Origin of the sequence: Pseudoclavibacter sp. RFBJ3 (genome assembly GCF_002931375.1) — a bacterium.
GTDB lineage: Bacteria > Actinomycetota > Actinomycetes > Actinomycetales > Microbacteriaceae > Pseudoclavibacter.
Genome location: NZ_PSXZ01000001.1, coordinates 291,857 through 310,653, shown reverse-complemented (window position 1 = coordinate 310,653; position 18,797 = coordinate 291,857). Strand labels below are relative to the sequence as shown.

Here is an 18,797-nt window from a genome sequence, read left to right as displayed (position 1 = left end):
AGACAGGTGTGGCCCGGCGCGGCTCATCTCACGATGGGCGGCACCGGGCCACGATGCTGCGCGCCGGCGCGACGCGCGGCGGACGCTAGAGCTGGCTGCCGCTGACCGCGAAGGTGTCGCAGGCGCCGGTGCCCTGCTCGTAGCCCGTGACGAACCAGTTCACGCGCTGCTCGCTCGTGCCGTGCGTGAACGACTCCGGGTTCACCTGGCCCTGCTGGCCCTGGATGTGGTCGTCGCCGACGGCGGATGCTGCCGACAAGGCGACATCGACCTGCTCGCGTGTCGGCGGCTCGAGGAGCGTCACGCCGTCGGCAGTCTCGGTGGTCGCCGCGGCGCCCACCCAGGAGCCGGCGAAGCAGTCGGCCTGCAGCTCGATGCGCACGCCGTCAGAGGTCGGCCCCGTGTCCGTACGGTTCGTGGTGTCGAAGACACCCATCTGGTGCTGGATGTGGTGGCCCCACTCGTGCGCGACGACGTACATCTCCGCGAGCGGGCCCTCCTTGGCGCCCAGCTGCGAGGTGAGCAGCTGGAAGAACGACGTGTCGACGTACATGGACGAGTCGCCGGGGCAGTAGAACGGGCCGACCGCGTTGGACGCGGTGCCGCAGGCCGAGCTCGTCTGGCCTTCGTAGAGGATGAACCCGGGCCGCTCGTACGTGACGCCGACGGCCGCGCTCTCGGTCTCCCAGAAGTCGGCGAGCGAGTTCTGCACGCCGACCATGCGGCACTCGATCTGCGCGTTCGCGTCAGCGCCGGTCTGGCAGGCTTCGAGGCCGGTGCCCTCGACCTGCTCCTGCGACTGCTGGCCCGTGTCGACGCCGCTGACGAGCCCCGTCAGGTCGACTCCGAGGAACTGCGAGGCGAGGAACGCCACGATGAGCAGGCCGATCGAGCCGCCGCCGATCGCGGCGGTCTTGGCCCCCCGGCCGCGCTTCTGCACGCCGCTCGTGTCGAGCTTCGCGTTCTCGTTGAAAGTCATGCGCGCAATCTACTCCGCTGGGCGGCCGGTCGGGGCGCTGATCGGCGAGCGTTCCCAAACCGAGGCCGAGCGGCGAGCGGATGCACACGCCGACTGCATCCGCTCGCCCTCGTTCACGGCGCCCGTGCGATGCGGGTCACTCCAGGATGCCGACGACCTTGGTCTGCGTCATGTCCTCGTAGGCGAACCGGACGCCTTCGCGCCCCATGCTCCCGTACTTGGCACCACCGAACGGCATCGCGTCGAAGCGGTAGTCGGAGGAGTCGTTGACCATGACGGCTCCGGCGTCGAGCTCTCGAGTCGCTCGCATCGCCGTCGCGAGACTGCCCGTGAAGACCGCAGCGTGCAGCGCGTACTCGGGCTCGTTGGCGAGATCGACGGCCTCCTCGAAGGTGGAGAAGGCCTCGATGACGACGATCGGCGCGAAGGCCTCCTCCGCCCACACGCATTGCTCGCGAGGGACGTCGGTGAGGACGGTCGGCGGGAAGATGTGCCCTTCGGCGCGACCGCCGAGAAGCAGCTCGGCCCCCGCGCGAACGGCGGCCTCGACCGCTTCCTCCGCCGATCGGGCGGCGGCGGTGCTGATCATCGGGCCCACGTCGGTCGTCTCCTGCCTGGGGTCGCCGACGGTGAGCTCGGAGGCGGCGGCGACGAACGCAGTTCGGAAGCGCTCGACGATCGATTCGTGCACGATGATGCGCTGCGTGCCGATGCAGTTCTGCCCCGCTGCCCAGAACGATCCAGAGACGCAGCGCCCGATGGCGGCCTCGAGGTCGGCGTCAGCGAAGACGAGCACGGGCGCGTTGCCTCCCAGCTCCATGGCGACCTTCTTGATGCCGGCGGAGGCGGCGATCGCCTCACCCGTCCGGAACCCTCCCGTGAAGGACACCATGCGGACCTCCCTGGCCGAGACGAGCGCCTGCGACAGGCGACGGTCGCCGTGCACGGTGGTGATCACCTCCGCTGGAAGGCCCGCTTCGACGAGGAGGTCGACGAGGAGCCTGGCGGTCAGCGGCGTGAGCTGCGACGGCTTGAGGATGATGGAGTTCCCCCCGGCGATGGCGGGGCCGAGCTTGTGCGCGACGAGGTTGAGCGCGTCGTTGTACGGCGTGATGGCGACGATGATGCCGAGCGGCTCCCGTGTGAACCATCCCGTTCGGGTCTCCTCGCCTTCGTAGGCATCGAACGGGATCACCTCGCCCGCGTTGCTGCGGGCCTGGGCAGCCGAGAGCTTGAGGGTGTTCTGGCAGCGCGAGACCTCCTTGCGCGCCTGGCGAATGGTCTTCCCGGCCTCCGCGACGATGAGGTCGGCGACGGCTTCCGACCGGTCACGGAGGAGGTCGGCGGCGCGCTCGAGGACGCTCGCTCGCTCGTGCCGCGACAGGCACTTGGCGACGAGGCTGCCCGCCCGCGCTCGGGCCAGGATCTCGGGGAGGTCTTCTGCGAGGTGCTGCCTGACTCCGCCGACGACGGCTCCATCGGCGGGGCTCGTGACGACGAGCTCCTCCCCCCGGGCCGCGAGCGTGCGGTGCTCCCTCGAGAGCGACGACAGGGCGGTCACAGCGTCGCCCCGAACAGCCCGACGAGCTCATCTTCGGGGGCGACGCGCTGCGATGCCGCCCTGTCGATGGCGACGAGGTCGGAGATCAGCGCGTACGCCGTTTCCACTCGGCCTGCTCCTGGCCCGGCCACGGTGACCTGGCCGAGCAGGTCCGTCGTGAACGTCACGGCGTTGGTCGGGCCGGCGATGCCGGCGAGTGGATGCTCCGCGCTGAGCGCGACGGGCCGCACGCGCGCCTCCACCCCGCCCTCTGCGGTGCGCGTCGCCGAGCCGACGAGCTTCCACCTGAGACCCTGCGCCGCGGCTTCCACGATGTCCGCATCGGTGATGCCGGAGATCCCCTCCGTGACGACCTCGGTCGTCGGCACGTCGACACCGAGGACCTGCTGCGCGAGGATGGCGACCTTGAGCCGCACATCCGACCCTTCGATGTCCGCGGTCGGGTCGGCTTCCGCGTACCCGAGCTGCTGCGCTTCAGCGATCGCGGCTTCGAGCGAGACGCCCGCCTCGCGGCGTCCGAGGACGTAGTTGCTCGTGCCGTTGAGGATGCCCTCGACGGAGGTCACGGTGAGCGCAGGGAGCATCTGCTGCGCGAACCGGAGGATCGGGGTTCCGCTGAGCACGGAGCCCTCGAACTCGAACGCCAGCCCTCGCGTCGCCGCGAGCGCACTGAGCGACGCGGCGTGGAGGGCCACCGGCCCCTTGTTCGTCGTCGTGACGTGCTTGCCGGATTCCAGTGCCCACCTGACGTGGGAGGCCGCAGGCTCTCCGTCGCTCGGGTTCGTGAACGTGGCCTCGACGACGATGTCCGCCGTGCATCCCTGGATGACCTCTCGGTTGTTCGGTTCTGCCGATCCGCCTGGCAGTCCCCCGAAATCGGAGCCGCGGGGCAGCGCGAGGACATGTTCGAGGTCGATTCCGCCCGGCTGCACCAGCGATCCGAAGGCGAGGTCGGTGATGGCGACGACTCTGAGGGTGAAGCCGAGCTGGGCGGTCAGGCGTGCAGCGTCGTTGCTGATGGTCTCTGCGAGGGCTCGGCTGACGCCGCCGAACCCGATGAGGGCCAGATCGTAATTTCTCACGGTGTCTCCTTGTGTGTTCTAGGTGCCCTCAGCCTGGGTTGCAGTGGCGGCAGCGCGATGCTGTCTTTTCGCTGCTCGTGACTGCCGTTCTGCTCGCCTCGCTGCCCATGCGCCTGACGCGGGCTCGGACGCTTGCGTCGGCGCAGTTCGTCGGGATACTTGGGAATTACCTCCAGAGGATGCAATATAGGCATCAACGCGTGGCTATGTTGCACACTGCTCCTCGACCGCGACACAGAACTCAAAGGTGAGCCCATGTCCCCCTCAACGCACGAAGAGCTGCCCAACTCGCTCCCGCACACGACGTCGACCCAAGTTCCCCTGCGCAAGCTGCAGCGATCCATGGGCGCGCGTCACCTCGTCATGATCGCGCTCGGCGGAGTCATCGGCTCTGGCCTGTTCCTGAGCTCCGGCTACACGATCTCGCAGGCTGGCCCCCTCGGCGCCGTCCTCGCCTACGGCATCGGCGCCGTCGTCGTCTACCTCGTGATGACCTGCCTGGGCGAGCTGGCCGTCGCCTACCCGGTCTCGGGCGCCTTCCACATCTACGCGGCCCGGAGCATCAACCCCGCGACCGGGTTCACGACAGCATGGCTCTACTGGCTCTGCTGGGCCGTCGCCCTCGGCTCCGAGTTCACTGCCGCCGGGATCCTCATGCAGCGGTGGTTCCCGGGCGTCGACGTCTGGATCTGGTGCCTGGTGTTCGCCGCCGCGCTCTTCGGCATGAACGCCATCTCGGCGCGCGTGTTCGGGGAGTCGGAGTTCTGGTTCTCGATCGTCAAGGTCGCAGCCATCGTCGTGCTCATCATCCTCGGCGGCGCGGCCATCTTCGGCTTCGCCCCGTTCGGTGGCCCAGCCGCCGAGCACGGCCCAGTGTTCTTCACGAACTTCGAGACGCCGGATGGCCTCTTCCCGACCGGGATCTCCGGGGTGCTGGTGACCGCCCTCGCCGTCTTCTACGCCTTCAGCGGCTCCGAGCTGATCGGCGTCGCGGCCGGCGAGACGAAGGACCCGGCGAAGAACATCCCGCGTGCGCTCAAGTCGACCGTGCTGCGCCTCGTCATCTTCTTCATCGGCGCCATCACGGTCATCGCGGCCATCGTCCCGTACGAGGAGACCGGCGTGACCGACAGCCCGTTCGTGACCGTCTTCGAGTACATCGGCATCCCGTTCGCCGCCGACATCATGAACTTCGTCATCATCACGGCGCTGCTCTCCGCAGGCAACAGCGGACTCTTCTCCTGCGCGCGGATGCTCTTCTCCCTCGCCGAGGAGGGGCACGCCCCACGCGCATTCACGAAGCTCACCCGGCGAGGCATCCCCCTCACGGCCCTCAGCGTCAGCATGCTCGGCGGGCTCGCCTCGCTCATCTCGAGCGTCATGGCGCCCGAGACGGTCTATCTCGTCCTCGTCTCCGTCGCAGGCTTCGCCGTCGTCGCCGTCTGGATGTCGATCGTCGCGTCCCAGTTCTTCCACAGGAGGAAGTTCGTCCGGGCCGGCGGCGACGTCAGCACCCTGGCCTACCGGACCCCGCTCTACCCGTTCGTCCCGATCCTCGCGTTCGCGCTCCTCAGCATCTCGATCGTGGCGATCGCGTTCGACCCGAACCAGATCGCCGCACTGTACTTCGGCGTGCCCTTCGTCATCGCCTGCTACGTCGTCTTCTGGTGGCGGTACACGCGCCGGGGCGCGAAGCCGGCGCTCCTCGTCGACGAGGAAGCTGCGTCCGCCCCAGCTGAGCAGCTGGACGCACCGAGGAGCCACACGTCATGACCACCGCGATGACGGCGGAGCCGGTCTGGGTTGAGATCAACCTCGACGCCATCCACCACAACCTTCGGGAGATCAAGCGAGAGCTCGCCGGCAACAGCACGCTCTGCGTCGTGCTGAAGTCCGACGCCTACGGGCACGGCATCGATCTCGTCGGCCCCGTCGTCATCGCCCACGACATCGAGATGCTCGGCATCTCGAGGAACCGTGAAGCCGCCCAACTCCGCGCCCTTGGCTTCACGGGGCGTCTCCTGCGGCTGCGTTCAGCGCAGCCGCAGGAGATGCAGGCGGGCACGGCGTGGATGATCGAGGAATGGATCGGCGGGTTCCCCCACGCGACCGCCGCGTCAGCCGTCGCCGTCGCCGCTGGACGGAGCATCCCAGTGCACCTCTCCATCAACTCATCCGGGATCTCACGTGACGGCGTCGACGTCTCCCGGGACGCGGGACTGGCTGAGCTGCGCGCGCTCGCCTCGCTCCCAGGCCTCGACGTGCGCGGCATCGCGACGCACTTCCCTCAAGAGGATGCGGACGACGTCCGGGCTGGCACGGCACGGTTCGTCGCCGAATCCGAGGTCATCCGCGCGACCCTCGCGCAGCGAGGCGCGCGTTCGCCGATCGACCGGCACTGCGCCACCTCCTTCGCCGCGTTCACGGTCCCGGAGTCGAGACTCGACCTCGTGCGGATCGGCGCGGCACTCTACGGCGACACGGCCGCCGACCCGAAGCGGTTCCGGACGGCGATGGCGCTCAAGTCGCGCGTCGCGGCCGTCAACGGCTACTCGCGCGGCGAGAGCGTGGGCTACAACCGCGCACATGCACTCGCGAGGGACTCCGTCCTCGCCACGGTTCCGGTGGGATACGGCGACGGCTACCCCCGTGACCTGAGCGGTCGAGCCGAAGTCCTCATCCGCGGCAAGCGGGCTCCCGTCATCGACCTGCTCGCCATGAACTGCCTCACCATCGACGTCACGGAGGTGCACGGCGTGTTCCCCGGTGACGAGGTGGTCCTCTACGGCAGACAGGGCGGTGAGGAAGTGACCGGCGCCGACCTGGAGCTCGCGCATGGGCACCTCGCCGCCGACCTCTACACGGCGTGGGGAAGAATGCTCCCGCGGAAGGCAACGGGTGCGCACGCCCTGGAGCGTGCCACGACGCTAGGCTGAAACGTCACGATCACCGAGTTGCCCAGCAGCCCCACGAGACGGGAGCCTCGCATGCACCAGCAGTCGTCGCTCTCCCAGGGCCTGCAGCTGCTCGCCGCGGCGACGCAGCGCGAGACGACGGGACGCAGCGCGTTCACCGTCTCGAGGCTGGCCGACCACACGGGGCTCGAACGCAGCCGGGTCTCGCGACTCACTCAGGAGCTCGTCCAGCTGGGCATGCTCGAGAAGAACAGGGACCTCGCCTTCCGGCCGGGCCCCCGTCACTTCGAAGTGGCCGCAGCACGCCAGATGCCGTGGCTCCGGGAGGCACGTCGAGAGCTCCGCGGGCTTGTCTCCGCGTTCCAGGTGGATGCCCGCATCTCGGCGTCGCTCGGTGACCGGGCCCTGCTCCTCAGGTTCGAGTCGCCCGCGTCCGGCGCCAGCACCTCCGTCCGCCCGGGGATGGTGACGCCGATCTGGTGCACGGGGGCCGGCAGGGCGCTGCTCTGGGATGCGTCGACGGATCAGCTCCAGGCGCTGCTCGGAAACGCACAGTTCGTCGGCGTCGGCGGCCCGAGAGCCCCCTACTCGGTCACGGAGCTCTCCGAACGACTGACTCGCGATCGCGCGACCGGACACATCGACGCGTTCGAGGAGTTCGAGCACGGGACCTCTGACCTGGCCGCTCCGATTCGCGGCGAGGAAGGGGCCATCGTCGCCGCCCTGAGCTGTGTGTCGCGGGCGCTCCCGGAGGCGACCCAGCCGCGTCTCGTCGCGGCCATGGCGGCGGCGGCCGATCGCCTCAGCGCGCTCGCCGCCTCCTGAGCAGCGAGCGGATGCGCGCGGGAGCACGCGGGAGCGCGCGGGAGCGCGCGATGCTCAGTGCGCTGGAGCGGCGAGAATCGTGGACAGCGTCAGGGCGCAATCCCGAACGGCCGCACCCAGCTCTGCCGTCTTCGGGCGCAGCCGTTCGCGCGTGCCGACGATCTGCACGGCGGCGACCACCTCGCCCCGGAAGTCGTACACCGGAGCACCCACGGAGTACAGGCCCGGTTCGGCCTCCTCATCCACGATCGAGTAGCCGCGCTCGCGCGCAGCCGCGAGCCTCGCCAGGAACTCCTCGAGGCTGGCCGCGGCGTTCGGGCCCGCGGCCCGGAACTCGGTCGCGGCGAGCACCGCGGCGATCTCGTCGTCGGTGGCATCCCACAGCACCCCCTGCCCCGCGTCCGAGCAGAACGCGGGGTAGGGGCGCCCCAGCCATGACCCGATCATGCGCGCAGCCGTCGGGAGCGCCTCCACGATCGTCACCGTGCTGTCACCGCTCAGCACGCCGATGAAGCAGGCCTCGCGCGTCCTCTCGGCGAGCTCCTCGAGCAGCGTGAGTCCGTCGGTCTGGAGGCGACGATCGGTGAGCTCCTGAGCGGTGGCGTAGCCCCGCCAGCCGAGCTGGTAGCTCCGGTCCTCGAGCCTCGTGACCGCCCCTTCCTCCGTGAGGAACTTGAGCGTCCGAGACACCTGCGAGCGGTCACGCTCGAGCATCGCGGCGACCTGCGCGACGGTCGCCCGGTGCGGCGCCACGCTCGTGAGGTCGGCGAGGGTCGTGAGCACGTCCAGCGCACGCCCCATGCTCGAGTTGGAGTCCACGCGGCCAGCCTAGCGACGCTCAGTGGATGGCGAAGACGCGCGCCGGGAATCCGCTGCCGCCCAGGGGCTTGGGCCACGTCGCGACCACAGCCGCCCCCGCCGCTGGGACGCGGTCGAGGTGCGCCATGAGCTCGATCTGCCAGCGGTCCTGCTCCAGCAGATACCGCTCGAGGCTGAAGTCGCCCACCGAGGTCGCGGAGCCCGGGTCGGTGTCGGTCTGCTCGTGGCCGACCGCCGCGACATCACGCTGGGTGACCAGGAACGTCAGCACCTCGCGACTCCATCCAGGCACGTGGCTGACCCCGTCGGCGCTCGCGTTCGCCATGGCCGACGCGTCAGGCCACCGCGTGCTCCAGTCGGTGCGCAGCGCGACGAAGGATCGAGCGGGGATCCTCCCGTGCTCGCTCTCCCAGAGCTCGATGTCCTGCAGCGTCGGGGTCGCATCGGGGTCGACTGCGGCACGCGCGCTGATATCGAGCACGACCAGCGGAAGGATCATCTCCGCGACGGGCAGCTCGTCGAGGCTGCGTCCGCCCTGCGCGAAGTGCGAGGGCGGGTCGACGTGCGTGCCCCACTGGCCGATGATCGAGTACCGGTGGGCCGTGAAGCCATCGCCGCGATCGAGGGAGAAGATCTCCGTCCGCTCCTCGTCGGGGAATGCAGGGAAGCGCGGCTGGCCGGCATGGAAGGCGTGCGTGAGGTCCGTGAACGTGCGGCCGAGCATGGCCGAACGCAGCTGGGGCCACAGATCACTGCGGGCGGCAGGAGGCTCGTCTCTGGCGCGCGAGACGAGCGTCACGCCCTCGGTGACCTCGATGACCGGAACCTCCCACGGATGGACCTCGACGATGCGCTCGAGGATCTCCGTGAGCCGGTGAGAGCCCAGCTCGCTCTCGACGTGGGTCGTCACGGCGAGCGTCGGTGAGATGGTGCGCTCTCCGGCGGATCCGAGCGTCGGCTGAGCCCCTGGGCCGACGGTGAAGCCCTCGAAGCCGATCGAGACCTCCGTCACCGTCTTGTAGTCGCCGAAGTCCCCGACCTCCGGGAACGACGAGAGGGCCTCTCTCAGGGGCCGTACGTCTGGGCTGTCTGCGAAGACCGCGGCGTTGCCAGCGACGACCTCGGCGAACGTCTCCGGCTGCACGGGCCAGTAGATCCGGATCCTGCTTCGAACCGTCGTGCTGAGAACCATGGTGTTCCTCTCGTGTGACGCGCCATCGCGTCATTCTCGTCCCGCGCCCATGCCATATAACCACGCGAGGGTGCTAATGTCACACCCAAAGAGGGAGCAGACAATGACGATGCGACCACGCGACGACATCGACGCGCAGCTGCTGCGCGAACTCACGAAGAACGCGCGAACCCCCCTCGTGGCCCTCGGCAACAAGGTGCGGCTCTCCAGGAACGCCGTCAAGCAGCGCATCGAGCGACTCGAGCGCGACGGCGTCATCGAGGGCTACACGCTGGTTCGGGGACATGACGCCGGCAGCCAGGACACCCCGATCTCGGCGGTGCTGTTCGTGTACCGCTCCGACCGCATGCGCGGCTCCGACGTGCTCGCTGCCCTCGCCCAGGTCCCCGAGGTCACCAGGTGCGACATCCTGACGGGCGACTACGACCTGTTCGTCCTGCTCGAAGCGCGATCGGTCGAGCGCATCAAAGAGGTCTGGGAGAGCATCGCCGCGATCCCCGGAGTCTCGGACACCGTCACGTCGCTCTCGCTCTCCACCGCCATCCGCCGCCCTCCCCCAGCACCTGCCGGACACACGCCGCCGCCCATCGCTGATGCGTGATGGGCGGCGGAAGGCCAGTCGGACGGGCGCTACGCGTCGATGCCGGCCGCTTCGAGCGCCGCGAGCAGCGTCGGAAGCCAGGCGAGCGCCGCGTCGCTCGCCGTCTGGCGCGAGCTGGCGTCGTGGCGACCGTACTCGCCGACGCGCTGCGCGCCGAGCTCCGTCATGAGCCGGTCGATGTGCTCGCTCCCCTGGCTGTAGGTGTCCGAGTAGGTGGTGTCACCCATCCCGAACATGCCGTAGCGGTACCCGTCGAGCGCGGGACGGATGGCGTCGAGCTCCTCCCAGAAGGGCAGGGCACCGCTCGGGAGCTCCCCGTCGCCGTGCGTCGAGCAGACGAAGAGGTAGAAGGTGCCTTCCTCGAGCTCTTCCGGCTCGAAGACCGACATGTCCTCGACCATGACGTCGCGGTCCGGCATGGCGTCGGCGAGGTCGCCGGCCACGAGCTCGGCGTTGCCCGACTCGGTGCCGTAGAGGATGACAATGCTCATGTGCTGCTCCTAGGTGTTGCTTGCGGGGTGGGGGTCTTGGACACTCGCACGACCGGCCTCGGCGTGCGCATCGGAGGAGTCGACCTCGGCTCGGCCGCGTGCGATGCGCAGCAGCGTCTCGGTGTTCTGCTCCTTCGCTCGCACGCGCCCCGGGCCAGCCCGGCGCTGCTCGTGCTCATCGATCGTGCTCCACTCGGCGAAGCTCACGGCGCTCTCCTCGAGCCGCTCGAGCAGTGCGGCCCGCTCATCGTGCGGCTCGTGCGCCGCGGATGCGAGCCACGCGTCGACCTCGCGCGCGACCGTCTGACCCTCGGCGCGGCTCTCGGCGATGGTGCCCTTGGGGCCCCGTCTCGCCCAGCCCGCCGCGAAGACATCGTCCTCGTGACCGAGGAGCGCGTGCAGGAGGTGCGCGTCGCCGCGGTGGAAGCCGACGGCCGTGATGACGGAGTCGACGTCGATGGATGCGGGCTCGGCGCTCGTCGAGGCGGCGAGCACCTCGGACGCGCCCGGTCCGGCGAGCGATAGACGGAGGGTCTCGCCGTCCCGCGCGAGCGCCACCGGCGCGACGCCGAGTCGAAGGCGGACCGTGACCCGCGGGTTCTCCGGCTGCGGTCGGTCCAGGAGGCCTGCCAGGGCGACGGCCTGTGCGGACCGAGTCGATGTGTCCGCCAGAGAGCTGTCGTCGACGCCGAAGGCCTCGACGCGGACATCGTCGATGCGCCCGAGTTCGGCGAGCAGCGACGGCGTGAACTTGGCGTCGTCGATGCCTGCCCGCCCGAGCACCTCGATGACCTGCAGCCCGCCAGCTGCGGCGTCGAGCAGGGGCGAGTGCACGTCAGAGCCCTCGAAGTCGGTCTCGTGCTTGGCGAGCAGGCGCACGACGTCGATCGCGACGTTGCCGTTCCCGACGACCGCGACCCGACTCCCCAGCTGCGGGAGCGAGATCTCGTCGCCGGGATGCTGGTTGAGGATACGCATGAACCGACCAGCGCCGATGACCCGCTCGTCGTCGAAGCCGGGAAGCGGCAGCTCCGCATCGGCGTGGAGCCCCGTGGCGACGACCGTCGCGTCGAACGCGCTGCGGACGGCATCGAACTCGACGTCCCGCCCCACCTCCACGTTGCCGAGGAAGCGCACACCCGAGCGGGTGAACAGGCGATCGAACTGCCGAGTCACGGCCTTCGTGCCGACGTGGTCCGGGGCGACGCCGTAGCGGATGAGCCCATACGGCACGGGCAGTCGCTCGAACATGACGATCTCGACGTCGCGGCGCAGCTTGAGCAGCGCCTGCGCCGTGTAGCAGGCCGACGGGCCGCTGCCGATGATCGCGACGGCACGTCGGGGTTCAACGGTCATGCGGTGATGCTCTCCTCGACTCACGGGGCGCGGGAAACGCTCCGCCGAGTATCGCACCTCGACCCAGGCCGCCGCTTCAGGTTGGCGGCCGGCCGCGGCTCGGCGCGCGAGCGTCAGGCGTTGGCACCCGCCTTCTGCTGCTTGAGCTTCTCCTCAGCGCGCATCGCCTTCTCTTCCACCGGGGCAGTGCCCGACTCCCGCTGCGCGCGCATGTAGGCGCGGGCTTCGTCTTGCCGCTCGCGCTCAGCGCCGGAGGCGATGGAGGCGCGGATGTGCTCCGGCCCGTAGCCGAAGGCATCGACGAGGTCAGCGGCATGCGGGCGCAGGCGCGCGATGAGGCGCTCCCTGTAGGCGGAGACGGCCTGAGCGCGGGGCACGGAGAGCCGACCCGACATGAGGTACCAGGCGAGGTTCTCCTCGATGAGGCCCAGACCGAAGAGATCGCGCAGCCACGTGAGGACCTGGCGGGTCTTGCCTTCCGGCATGGTGGTGATCGCGTCGGTGAACGCCTCCCACTGCAGGAGCTGGCCGTGCGCGCGGGCCGCTTCGATGAGCGTCGGCTGGTTGCGGTTGAAGAGCGCGGCCGCCTCGGCCTTGGACAGCTTCTTGGCGTTGCGCAGCTTGGCGGCGATCTCGGAGACGAGGGTCTCGACGCGCGCCGTCAGCAGCTCGTGCTGCGTGGCAGGCTGGCGCAGCCAGCCGACGGACCGCGCGCGGCTGCCGCGGTCGAGGACGATCTGGCCGATGCCCCGGAGCCCGGAGCCCGAGTAGACGCGCTCGGCGGTCTGCTCGGCGATGATGCGCGTCACCTGCCCCCGGTCCGCACCCTTGAACTGCTCGGCGTAGTCGCTGAGGAGGCGCTTGCCGACAAGCTGCAGCAGCACGTGGTTGTCGCCCTCGAAGGTCGTGTAGATGTCGAGGTCGTGGCGCAGCTGTGCGACTCGGTTCTCGGCGAGGAAGCCGGCACCGCCGCAGGCCTCGCGGGCCTCCTGGAGGGTATCGATGCCGTGCCAGGTCGAGAGGGGCTTGAGCGCCGCCGCGAGGGTCTCGAGGTCTTCCCGGTTCTCGGGGGTGTCGAGCTCGCCGGAGAAGACGCCGTGGAACTGCTTGAGGAGGTTCTCGTGCGCGAAGCTGAGCGCATACGTCGTCGCGAGACGCGGGATGAGCCGCTTCTGGTGCATGCCGTAGTCGAGCAGCACCGTCTCTTCGCCATCGCCGCCCGCGAACTGCCTGCGCTCGTTCGCGTAGGTGACCGCGATCTTGAGCGCGACCTTCGAGGCGGCCACCGAGGCGCCATCGAGCGAGACGCGGCCCTGCACGAGCGTGCCGAGCATCGTGAAGAAGCGACGCCCAGGGCTCTCGATCGGCGAGCTGTACGTGCCGTCCTCGGCGACGTCGCCGTAGCGGTTGAGGAGATTGCGCCGAGGCACCCGCACCTCGGTGAAGTGCAGTCGGCCGTTGTCGATGCCGTTGAGGCCGCCCTTGACGCCGTCGTCCTCGCCACCGACGCCGGGCAGGAAGCCGCCGTCGTCGTCGCGGATGGGCACATAGAAGGCGTGCACGCCGTGCTTGACGTTCTTCGTGATGAGCTGCGCGAAGACGACCGCGGCCTTGCCGTGCAGCGCCGCGTTGCCGAGGTAATCCTTCCAGGCCCCGCGGAACGGGGTGTTGATGACCCACTCCTGCGTGCCCTCGTCGTAGCTCGCCGTCGTTCCGATCGAGGCGACATCCGAGCCGTGGCCCGTCTCGGTCATGGCGTAGACGCCCGGCACCTCGAGGCTCATGATGCCGGGAAGGAACGTGTCGTGGTGGTACTCGGTGCCCAGGTGCATGACGGCCGAGCCGAACAGGCCCCACTGGACGCCCGCCTTGATCTGCAGGCTCGGGTCTGCCACGACGAGCTCCTCGAACGCGGCGATGTTGCCGCCGTGGTTCTCGCCGCCGCCGAGCCGCTTCGGGAAGGCCAGGTTGACTGCCCCCTCCTCGACCAGGATGCGCAGCTGGCCCATGACGCGGTCACGATGCTCCGGCATAGCCAGAGCCGGATCGCGCCAGAGCTCGGGCCGGGCCGAGTTCGCTCGCGCGCGCAGCCGCTCCTCCGGCCAGGTGCCGAGCAGCTGCTGCGACAGCCAGCCGACATCGATGCGGCTCTGCTCGAGAGCGACAGGCTCGTCGAGTTCCGGATCGTTGATGCTGATGTCAGACACGGATGCTCCTTTGCAACGTTCGGGGGTGCATCCACGCTAAGACGGGCCACCGACACTCGCCATTTCCCAGTGGGAGGGCACGAGAATCACGCGCCACTCGAGCCCCCGAATTGCACACTTCATACAACTCAGCGGGCCAAGCGTTAGCTTGACCCGCCAGAGATGTCGGTGAAACCGGCGCGATTCAGACCGCGGCTACCCCTTGAGGGCGTCGCTGAGCTTCACGCGCCCACCGATGCGCAGGATCGAGTTCTCGTAGATCCGGGCACCGATCATGATCGACACGGCGCTCGTCGCAATGAGGATCACGAGCGCCAGGATCGGCTCCCACCACTCAGCCTGGCCGAGCACCACCCGGAGCGGCATCGCGATGGTCGCCGAGAAGGGGATGTAGCTGAGGATCGTCATGAGCAGCGCGTTGCTGTTGAACAGGATCACGAGCATGTACGGGATGAGCATGAGCATCATGAGCGGCGTCGTGACGCTGCCCACCTCCTCCTGCCTCGAGACCATCGCGGAGGCGCCGGCGTAGAGGGTCGCGATGAGCACGAACCCGAACACGAACAGCACGAGGAACCAGATGAAGCCGGGCCCGATGAGCGAGAACAGCGCGCCCTGCCCCGTCGCGGCGAGCGCTATCGCCGCAGCTGCCAGGATCGCGGCGACCTGGATGAGCGCGAGCACGCTGTTGCCGATGACCTTGCCCGCCATGATGACGCGGGGCGTGACCGTCGAGAGCAGGATCTCCACGATGCGCGACTGCTTCTCCTCGACGACGCTCTGCGCGATCGTGTAGGCGTAGCCCATGGCGGCCATGAAGTAGAGCACGCCGAACGCGACGGCCATGATGTAGCCGAGCGCGGGGTTCACCTCGGGCGCCTGCAGCGAGAACGACGCCGGTACCTGGGCGAGCGCCATGGAGTCCTCGGTCGGAACGCCGTCGAGACCGACGAGCACGAAGGCCCCGTCGCCGAGGTCGCCTGCCGGCTGCCCGTCGCCCGTGAAGAGCTCGAGGCTGCGCGCATCCGTCGGCGTCAGCACCGCGTACTCGACGTCGCCGTCCGTCACGAGTCGGGCCGCCTCCTCAGCGGATGCGACCTCCGTCGTCTCGAGTCCGGCAGCTGCGGCGACGGACTGCGTTCCCGAGACCGTCGCCACCTTGGTCGCGCCGCCCCCGATGGCGTCGCCGAAGAGCGCGACGGCGACGATGCCGCCCGCGACGAGCAGCAGCGTGACGAGGAACGAGATCTGCTGGGCGCGCGAGCGTGCCTGCACGAGGATCTCGCGCTTCGCGATGAGCTGGATGCCCTTCGCAGAGCTCAGACCGAACTGTCGCGGCGGCGTGGAGGCGCCCCGCTGCGGTGCCTTGGTGTCCTGTGTTGTTGTCATGCGACGACCTCCCGGTAGATGTCGGAGAGCTTCACGATGTGGCGGCCGAAGCCGAAGACGGGGCCCCGGTCGAGTGCGGTGCGAAGAATGCGCTGCGCGGTCTCGCCGGAGTCGGCGACGAAGATCGCGTCCCCTCGGTCGAACTCGAGCACCGTGATGCCCGGCTCGTCGCGCAGCCAGCCGGCGTCACCAGCGAGCGAGATGCGGTGCATGCCCTCGGAGTGCCGCTCCTGAAGCTCGTTCCGGTCGCCGCTCGCCCTGATGGCGCCACCCGAGATGATGACGAGGTTGTCGCTGAGTCGCTCCACCACGTCGAGCTGGTGGCTCGAGAAGAGCACGGGCACTCCGCGAGCCGCGAAACCCTGCAGCGTCTCGAGGACCACCTCGACGGCAAGCGGGTCGAGTCCTGAGAACGGCTCGTCGAGGATGAGGATCTCGGGCTCATGCGCGAGGGACGCCGCGATCTGCGCGCGCTGCTGGTTGCCCAGCGAGAGGTCTTCGACGTTGTCGCCCGCCCGCTCCGTGAGACCCAGATCGTCCAGGAAACGGTCCGCGTTGCTCGCCGCCTCCCTGGCGCTCAGGCCGTGCAGCTCCGCGAAGTACGTGACCTGCTCCTTGACCTTCATCTTCGGGTAGAGGCCGCGCTCCTCTGGCATGTACCCGAAGCGGGCACGGTCGGTGACGGCGACGGGCCTGCCGCTGATCGTGACGACGCCCGAGTCCGGCTTGACGACGCCGAGGATCGTGCGCATGGTCGTGGTCTTCCCCGCCCCGTTGCCGCCGACGAAGCCCGTGAGCTTGCCAGGCTCGACCGTGAAGCTCACGTCGTCGAGCACCTTGCGGTCTCCGTAGGTCTTGGAGATGTTCTGGATCTCGAGCATCACCCCTCCTGTCTCGCGCGACGCCGCCGCACCGTCTCTGCGCCCGTCCACCTCTGGGCCTGATGGAAACGCTACGGAGATCGGTCGAAGGAGGGATCGGCCGCGCGACGGAACTGCCCTCGCTCGGCGTTCATCCGCTCGGGTGAGGAGGTGCCGACCACGACGGAACCGCCCGGCCCGGCTGCGCGATGCCACGCACCCGGCCTCGCGCACCCGGCCGCTACTCGACGGGGGCGACAACTCCCACGTTGTACGCGAAGATCACGGCGTGGATGCGGTCGCGCACGCCGATCTTCGCGAGCAGGTTCGAGACGTGCGTCTTCACGGTCGCCTCGGACACGAAGAGCCGCTGCGCGATGTCCGCGTTGCTGAGGCCCTCCGCGATGAGGGCGAGCACCTCCCCCTCCCTGTCGGTGAGGCTCGCGAGAGTGGGATGCTCGACAGCGGACTGCGAGACGGGCACGGCCTGGAGCGCGTCCGCAGGCTGGGACGGCGCTCCCTCCGCAGGGTCCTGCAGCATGCCGGCGATCACGCCGCGAGTCACCTGGGGGTCGAGCAGCGCGTCACCGGAGTGCACGACCCGCACCGCCTCCACCAGGGTCTCCGGCGGGGAGTTCTTGAGCACGAAGCCGCTGGCCCCCGCGCGAAGCGAGTCGCGGACGGCGGCCTCGTCGCGGAAGGTCGTCAGCATGAGCACTCGCGGCACGGCCCCTCCGAGCTGCATGATCTCGCGGGTCGCTGCGATGCCGTCGAGGACCGGCATCTGCACGTCCATGCAGACGAGGTCGGGGCGGAGCTCGGCGACGACGGAGACGGCTTCGCGGCCGTCGGTCGCCTCGCCGACGACGACGATGTCGGGTTCCGACTCGAGAATGAGCTTGAACCCCATGCGAACGAGCTGGTGATCGTCGACCAGCACGACGCGGATCTTCTCAGACACTTGGCCTCCTTTGGCACCCGCCGGAGCGGTGTCGTTCTCGTGACCGTATCGGGGCGAGGTTACCGGGAGCTTGCCGATCGGTGCTGGGACACGGGCGCATGCCGTCAGCTCTGCCGCTCGTAGGGGACTCGGAGGAGCACGCGGAAGCCGCCACCGCCCCGCTTGCTCGTCGTGAGGTCGCCGCCGGCGGCTCTGGCGCGCTCTCGCATGCCCACGAGGCCCAGGCCGCCGGAGCCGTTCGCTTGCTTCGACGCCGCGGCATGCGCGAGGGAGGCTGGCCCGTCGTCGGTCACGTCGAGCTCGACGCCGCGCTCGAGGTAGCGGAGTCGCACATCGGCGGGGGCATCGGGGCCCGCGTGCTTCCGCGTGTTCGTGAGGGATTCCTGCAGCACCCGGTAGACGGCGATGCCCGTCAGGGGCGACACCGGCCGAGGCTCGCCGAGGGTGCTGAACTCCACCCGCATGCCGGCCCCGCGCAGCTCCTCGATGAGCGCTGGCACCTGCTCGATCGTGTGCGTCGAGGGGGCGGATGCGCCGGTTTGCGCTCCGGAGGCACCGTCGTTCTCGCGCTGGCCGCCGTCGGCGGACTCCGAGTCAGCGTCAGCGTCTGCGCTGCGCAGCGTCGTCAGCAGCGAGTGCAGCTCGTCGATCGCGACTCGAGCGCTCTGCTCGACGCCGAGGAGCGCCTGCTGGGACTTCTCCGGCGAGGTCTCCGCCGTCCGGCGCGCGGCGGCTGCCTGCAGGCCCATGAGCGAGACGTGATGTGCGACCACGTCGTGGAGCTCCCGCGCGATGCGCACGCGGTCGAGGCGGATGGCCTGCTCCTCGACGAGGCGACGCTCGTCGGCGAGCGCCGCCGTGTACTCCTCGAGCTCGCGGGTGCGCTCCTCGAGCGCCGCCCGCTGGCCAGCCCTCCTGAAGTCGGAGTTCCCGAACCAGAACGCGCCGATGAAGTAGAGCACGTTGATGAGCAGGGTGTAGGCGCCGAAGACGCTCGTGATCCAGTTCTCGCTGTCGCTCCCATCCGAGAACGTGAACACGAGCGTGGCGCGAGTGAGGGAGTCGACGAGCGCCCACACGATCATGCCGATCGTGATCCCGATGCGGAGCAGCGTCACCAGGGCACGCTGGTTGCTCCACGCTCCCGCGGTGAAGAGCACCAGGAAGTAGCCGATCTGGGTGACGATCGTGTCGAGGTACGTGAAGGCGAATGCCGAGACGAACGCAACCGTGCAGAGCACGAGCATCCACAGCGGGAAGCGGCGCCGAAGGGCGATGGCGACCCCGTACATGGCGGGGACGAGGACCATGCCGACCAGCGCCGAGGCGGGGTCGGTGTCATGGAGGATCGCGCCGACCTCTGCCGGGTCTGCGCCCTTGCGCAGCTCGAGCACGGCCCAGTTCGAGAAGACCATGAGCGCGACGGCGACCAGCGCCACGACGATGTCGGTGCGGAGCGCGCGCGGCGACGGCCCCGGACGCTTCCAGTCGGCGGGATGCTCGGCATCGATGCCCTGCAGCCGCTGCCACAGCTCGCTGCCACGTGCTGACGTGATCAT

The 18,797-nt window shown here is 69.4% G+C and carries 16 protein-coding genes; 4 read left to right on the top strand and 12 right to left on the bottom strand.

Annotated elements, in window-relative coordinates; all coding sequences use genetic code 11:
* Window positions 1-85: 85 nt before the first annotated feature.
* From C5E07_RS01475 to C5E07_RS01465, 3 genes are all read right to left on the bottom strand, one after another.
* Entirely contained in the window at window positions 86-979 is an 894-nt protein-coding gene (locus tag C5E07_RS01475; RefSeq protein ID WP_104298149.1) for a neutral zinc metallopeptidase, read from the bottom strand.
* Between the two features lie 136 nt (window positions 980-1,115).
* A complete protein-coding gene (locus tag C5E07_RS01470; RefSeq protein WP_308471347.1) occupies window positions 1,116-2,540 on the bottom strand; it encodes an aldehyde dehydrogenase family protein in 1,425 nt (474 codons plus the stop codon).
* Window positions 2,537-3,622, bottom strand: a complete 1,086-nt coding sequence (locus tag C5E07_RS01465; protein ID WP_104298148.1) for a homoserine dehydrogenase — start codon at window positions 3,620-3,622, stop codon at window positions 2,537-2,539. Before C5E07_RS01465 ends, C5E07_RS01470 begins: the two co-directional genes overlap by 4 nt.
* Before the next feature lie 255 nt (window positions 3,623-3,877).
* Here C5E07_RS01465 and C5E07_RS01460 point away from each other — a divergent pair, with 255 nt between their 5' ends.
* The 3 genes from C5E07_RS01460 to C5E07_RS01450 are packed head-to-tail and all read left to right on the top strand — an operon-like array spanning window position 3,878 to window position 7,362.
* Window positions 3,878-5,395: an amino acid permease gene (locus tag C5E07_RS01460; RefSeq protein WP_374953182.1), complete on the top strand. Its 1,518-nt coding sequence runs from the start codon at window positions 3,878-3,880 to the stop codon at window positions 5,393-5,395.
* Entirely contained in the window at window positions 5,392-6,558 is a 1,167-nt protein-coding gene (gene alr, locus C5E07_RS01455) for an alanine racemase (protein ID WP_104298147.1), read from the top strand. The genes C5E07_RS01460 and alr overlap by 4 nt, the downstream gene beginning before the upstream one ends.
* A 51-nt stretch (window positions 6,559-6,609) precedes the next feature.
* Window positions 6,610-7,362, top strand: coding sequence for an IclR family transcriptional regulator (locus C5E07_RS01450; RefSeq protein ID WP_104298146.1), 753 nt, complete (start codon window positions 6,610-6,612; stop codon window positions 7,360-7,362).
* 54 nt (window positions 7,363-7,416) lie between these two features.
* Here the strand turns inward: C5E07_RS01450 and C5E07_RS01445 are convergent, their stop codons facing one another.
* Together C5E07_RS01445 and C5E07_RS01440 are read right to left on the bottom strand one after the other, a co-directional pair.
* Window positions 7,417-8,181 (bottom strand): IclR family transcriptional regulator, encoded by a 765-nt coding sequence (locus C5E07_RS01445; protein ID WP_258063738.1) that lies wholly within the window; start codon window positions 8,179-8,181, stop codon window positions 7,417-7,419.
* Window positions 8,182-8,200: 19 nt separating this feature from the next.
* Complete coding sequence (locus tag C5E07_RS01440) at window positions 8,201-8,905, bottom strand: cyclase family protein (protein WP_104240246.1); 705 nt, start codon at window positions 8,903-8,905, stop codon at window positions 8,201-8,203.
* A gap of 571 nt (window positions 8,906-9,476) precedes the next feature.
* Here C5E07_RS01440 and C5E07_RS01435 point away from each other — a divergent pair.
* Entirely contained in the window at window positions 9,477-9,974 is a 498-nt protein-coding gene (locus tag C5E07_RS01435; protein WP_104298145.1) for an Lrp/AsnC family transcriptional regulator, read from the top strand.
* 29 nt (window positions 9,975-10,003) lie between these two features.
* Here the strand turns inward: C5E07_RS01435 and C5E07_RS01430 are convergent, their stop codons facing one another.
* The 7 genes from C5E07_RS01430 to C5E07_RS01400 all read right to left on the bottom strand — a co-directional run bounded on the left by C5E07_RS01430 (window position 10,004) and on the right by C5E07_RS01400 (window position 18,797).
* The gene (locus C5E07_RS01430; protein WP_104240202.1) at window positions 10,004-10,465 is read right to left on the bottom strand and encodes a flavodoxin domain-containing protein; all 462 of its coding nucleotides are present in this window, start codon (window positions 10,463-10,465) and stop codon (window positions 10,004-10,006) included.
* Between the two features lie 9 nt (window positions 10,466-10,474).
* Entirely contained in the window at window positions 10,475-11,821 is a 1,347-nt protein-coding gene (locus C5E07_RS01425; RefSeq protein WP_104298144.1) for an FAD-dependent oxidoreductase, read from the bottom strand.
* Window positions 11,822-11,934: 113 nt separating this feature from the next.
* Window positions 11,935-14,028: an acyl-CoA dehydrogenase gene (locus C5E07_RS01420; protein WP_104298143.1), complete on the bottom strand. Its 2,094-nt coding sequence runs from the start codon at window positions 14,026-14,028 to the stop codon at window positions 11,935-11,937.
* A gap of 195 nt (window positions 14,029-14,223) precedes the next feature.
* The gene (locus C5E07_RS01415; protein WP_104298142.1) at window positions 14,224-15,417 is read right to left on the bottom strand and encodes an ABC transporter permease; all 1,194 of its coding nucleotides are present in this window, start codon (window positions 15,415-15,417) and stop codon (window positions 14,224-14,226) included.
* Window positions 15,414-16,298 carry an ABC transporter ATP-binding protein gene (locus tag C5E07_RS01410; protein WP_104298141.1) on the bottom strand — a complete coding sequence of 295 codons (885 nt, stop codon included), beginning with the start codon at window positions 16,296-16,298 and terminating at the stop codon, window positions 15,414-15,416. The genes C5E07_RS01415 and C5E07_RS01410 overlap by 4 nt, the downstream gene beginning before the upstream one ends.
* 220 nt (window positions 16,299-16,518) lie before the next feature.
* Window positions 16,519-17,238 (bottom strand): response regulator transcription factor, encoded by a 720-nt coding sequence (locus C5E07_RS01405; RefSeq protein ID WP_104298140.1) that lies wholly within the window; start codon window positions 17,236-17,238, stop codon window positions 16,519-16,521.
* A gap of 104 nt (window positions 17,239-17,342) precedes the next feature.
* Entirely contained in the window at window positions 17,343-18,797 is a 1,455-nt protein-coding gene (locus C5E07_RS01400) for a sensor histidine kinase (protein ID WP_146080463.1), read from the bottom strand.

Bases quoted from the DNA above. Each gene is read 5' to 3' on its own strand.
- C5E07_RS01475 (WP_104298149.1), bottom strand. From the start codon at position 979: ATGACTTTCAACGAGAACGCGAAGCTCGACACGAGCGGCGTGCAGAAG.
- C5E07_RS01460 (WP_374953182.1), top strand. From the start codon at position 3,878: ATGTCCCCCTCAACGCACGAAGAGCTGCCCAACTCGCTCCCGCACACG.
- alr (WP_104298147.1), top strand. From the start codon at position 5,392: ATGACCACCGCGATGACGGCGGAGCCGGTCTGGGTTGAGATCAACCTC.
- C5E07_RS01450 (WP_104298146.1), top strand. From the start codon at position 6,610: ATGCACCAGCAGTCGTCGCTCTCCCAGGGCCTGCAGCTGCTCGCCGCG.
- C5E07_RS01440 (WP_104240246.1), bottom strand. From the start codon at position 8,905: ATGCTCGGCCGCACGTTCACGGACCTCACGCACGCCTTCCATGCCGGC.
- C5E07_RS01435 (WP_104298145.1), top strand. From the start codon at position 9,477: ATGACGATGCGACCACGCGACGACATCGACGCGCAGCTGCTGCGCGAA.
- C5E07_RS01430 (WP_104240202.1), bottom strand. From the start codon at position 10,465: ATGAGCATTGTCATCCTCTACGGCACCGAGTCGGGCAACGCCGAGCTC.
- C5E07_RS01425 (WP_104298144.1), bottom strand. From the start codon at position 11,821: ATGACCGTTGAACCCCGACGTGCCGTCGCGATCATCGGCAGCGGCCCG.
- C5E07_RS01415 (WP_104298142.1), bottom strand. From the start codon at position 15,417: ATGACAACAACACAGGACACCAAGGCACCGCAGCGGGGCGCCTCCACG.
- C5E07_RS01410 (WP_104298141.1), bottom strand. From the start codon at position 16,298: ATGCTCGAGATCCAGAACATCTCCAAGACCTACGGAGACCGCAAGGTG.
- C5E07_RS01400 (WP_146080463.1), bottom strand. From the start codon at position 18,797: ATGATCACGTCAGCACGTGGCAGCGAGCTGTGGCAGCGGCTGCAGGGC.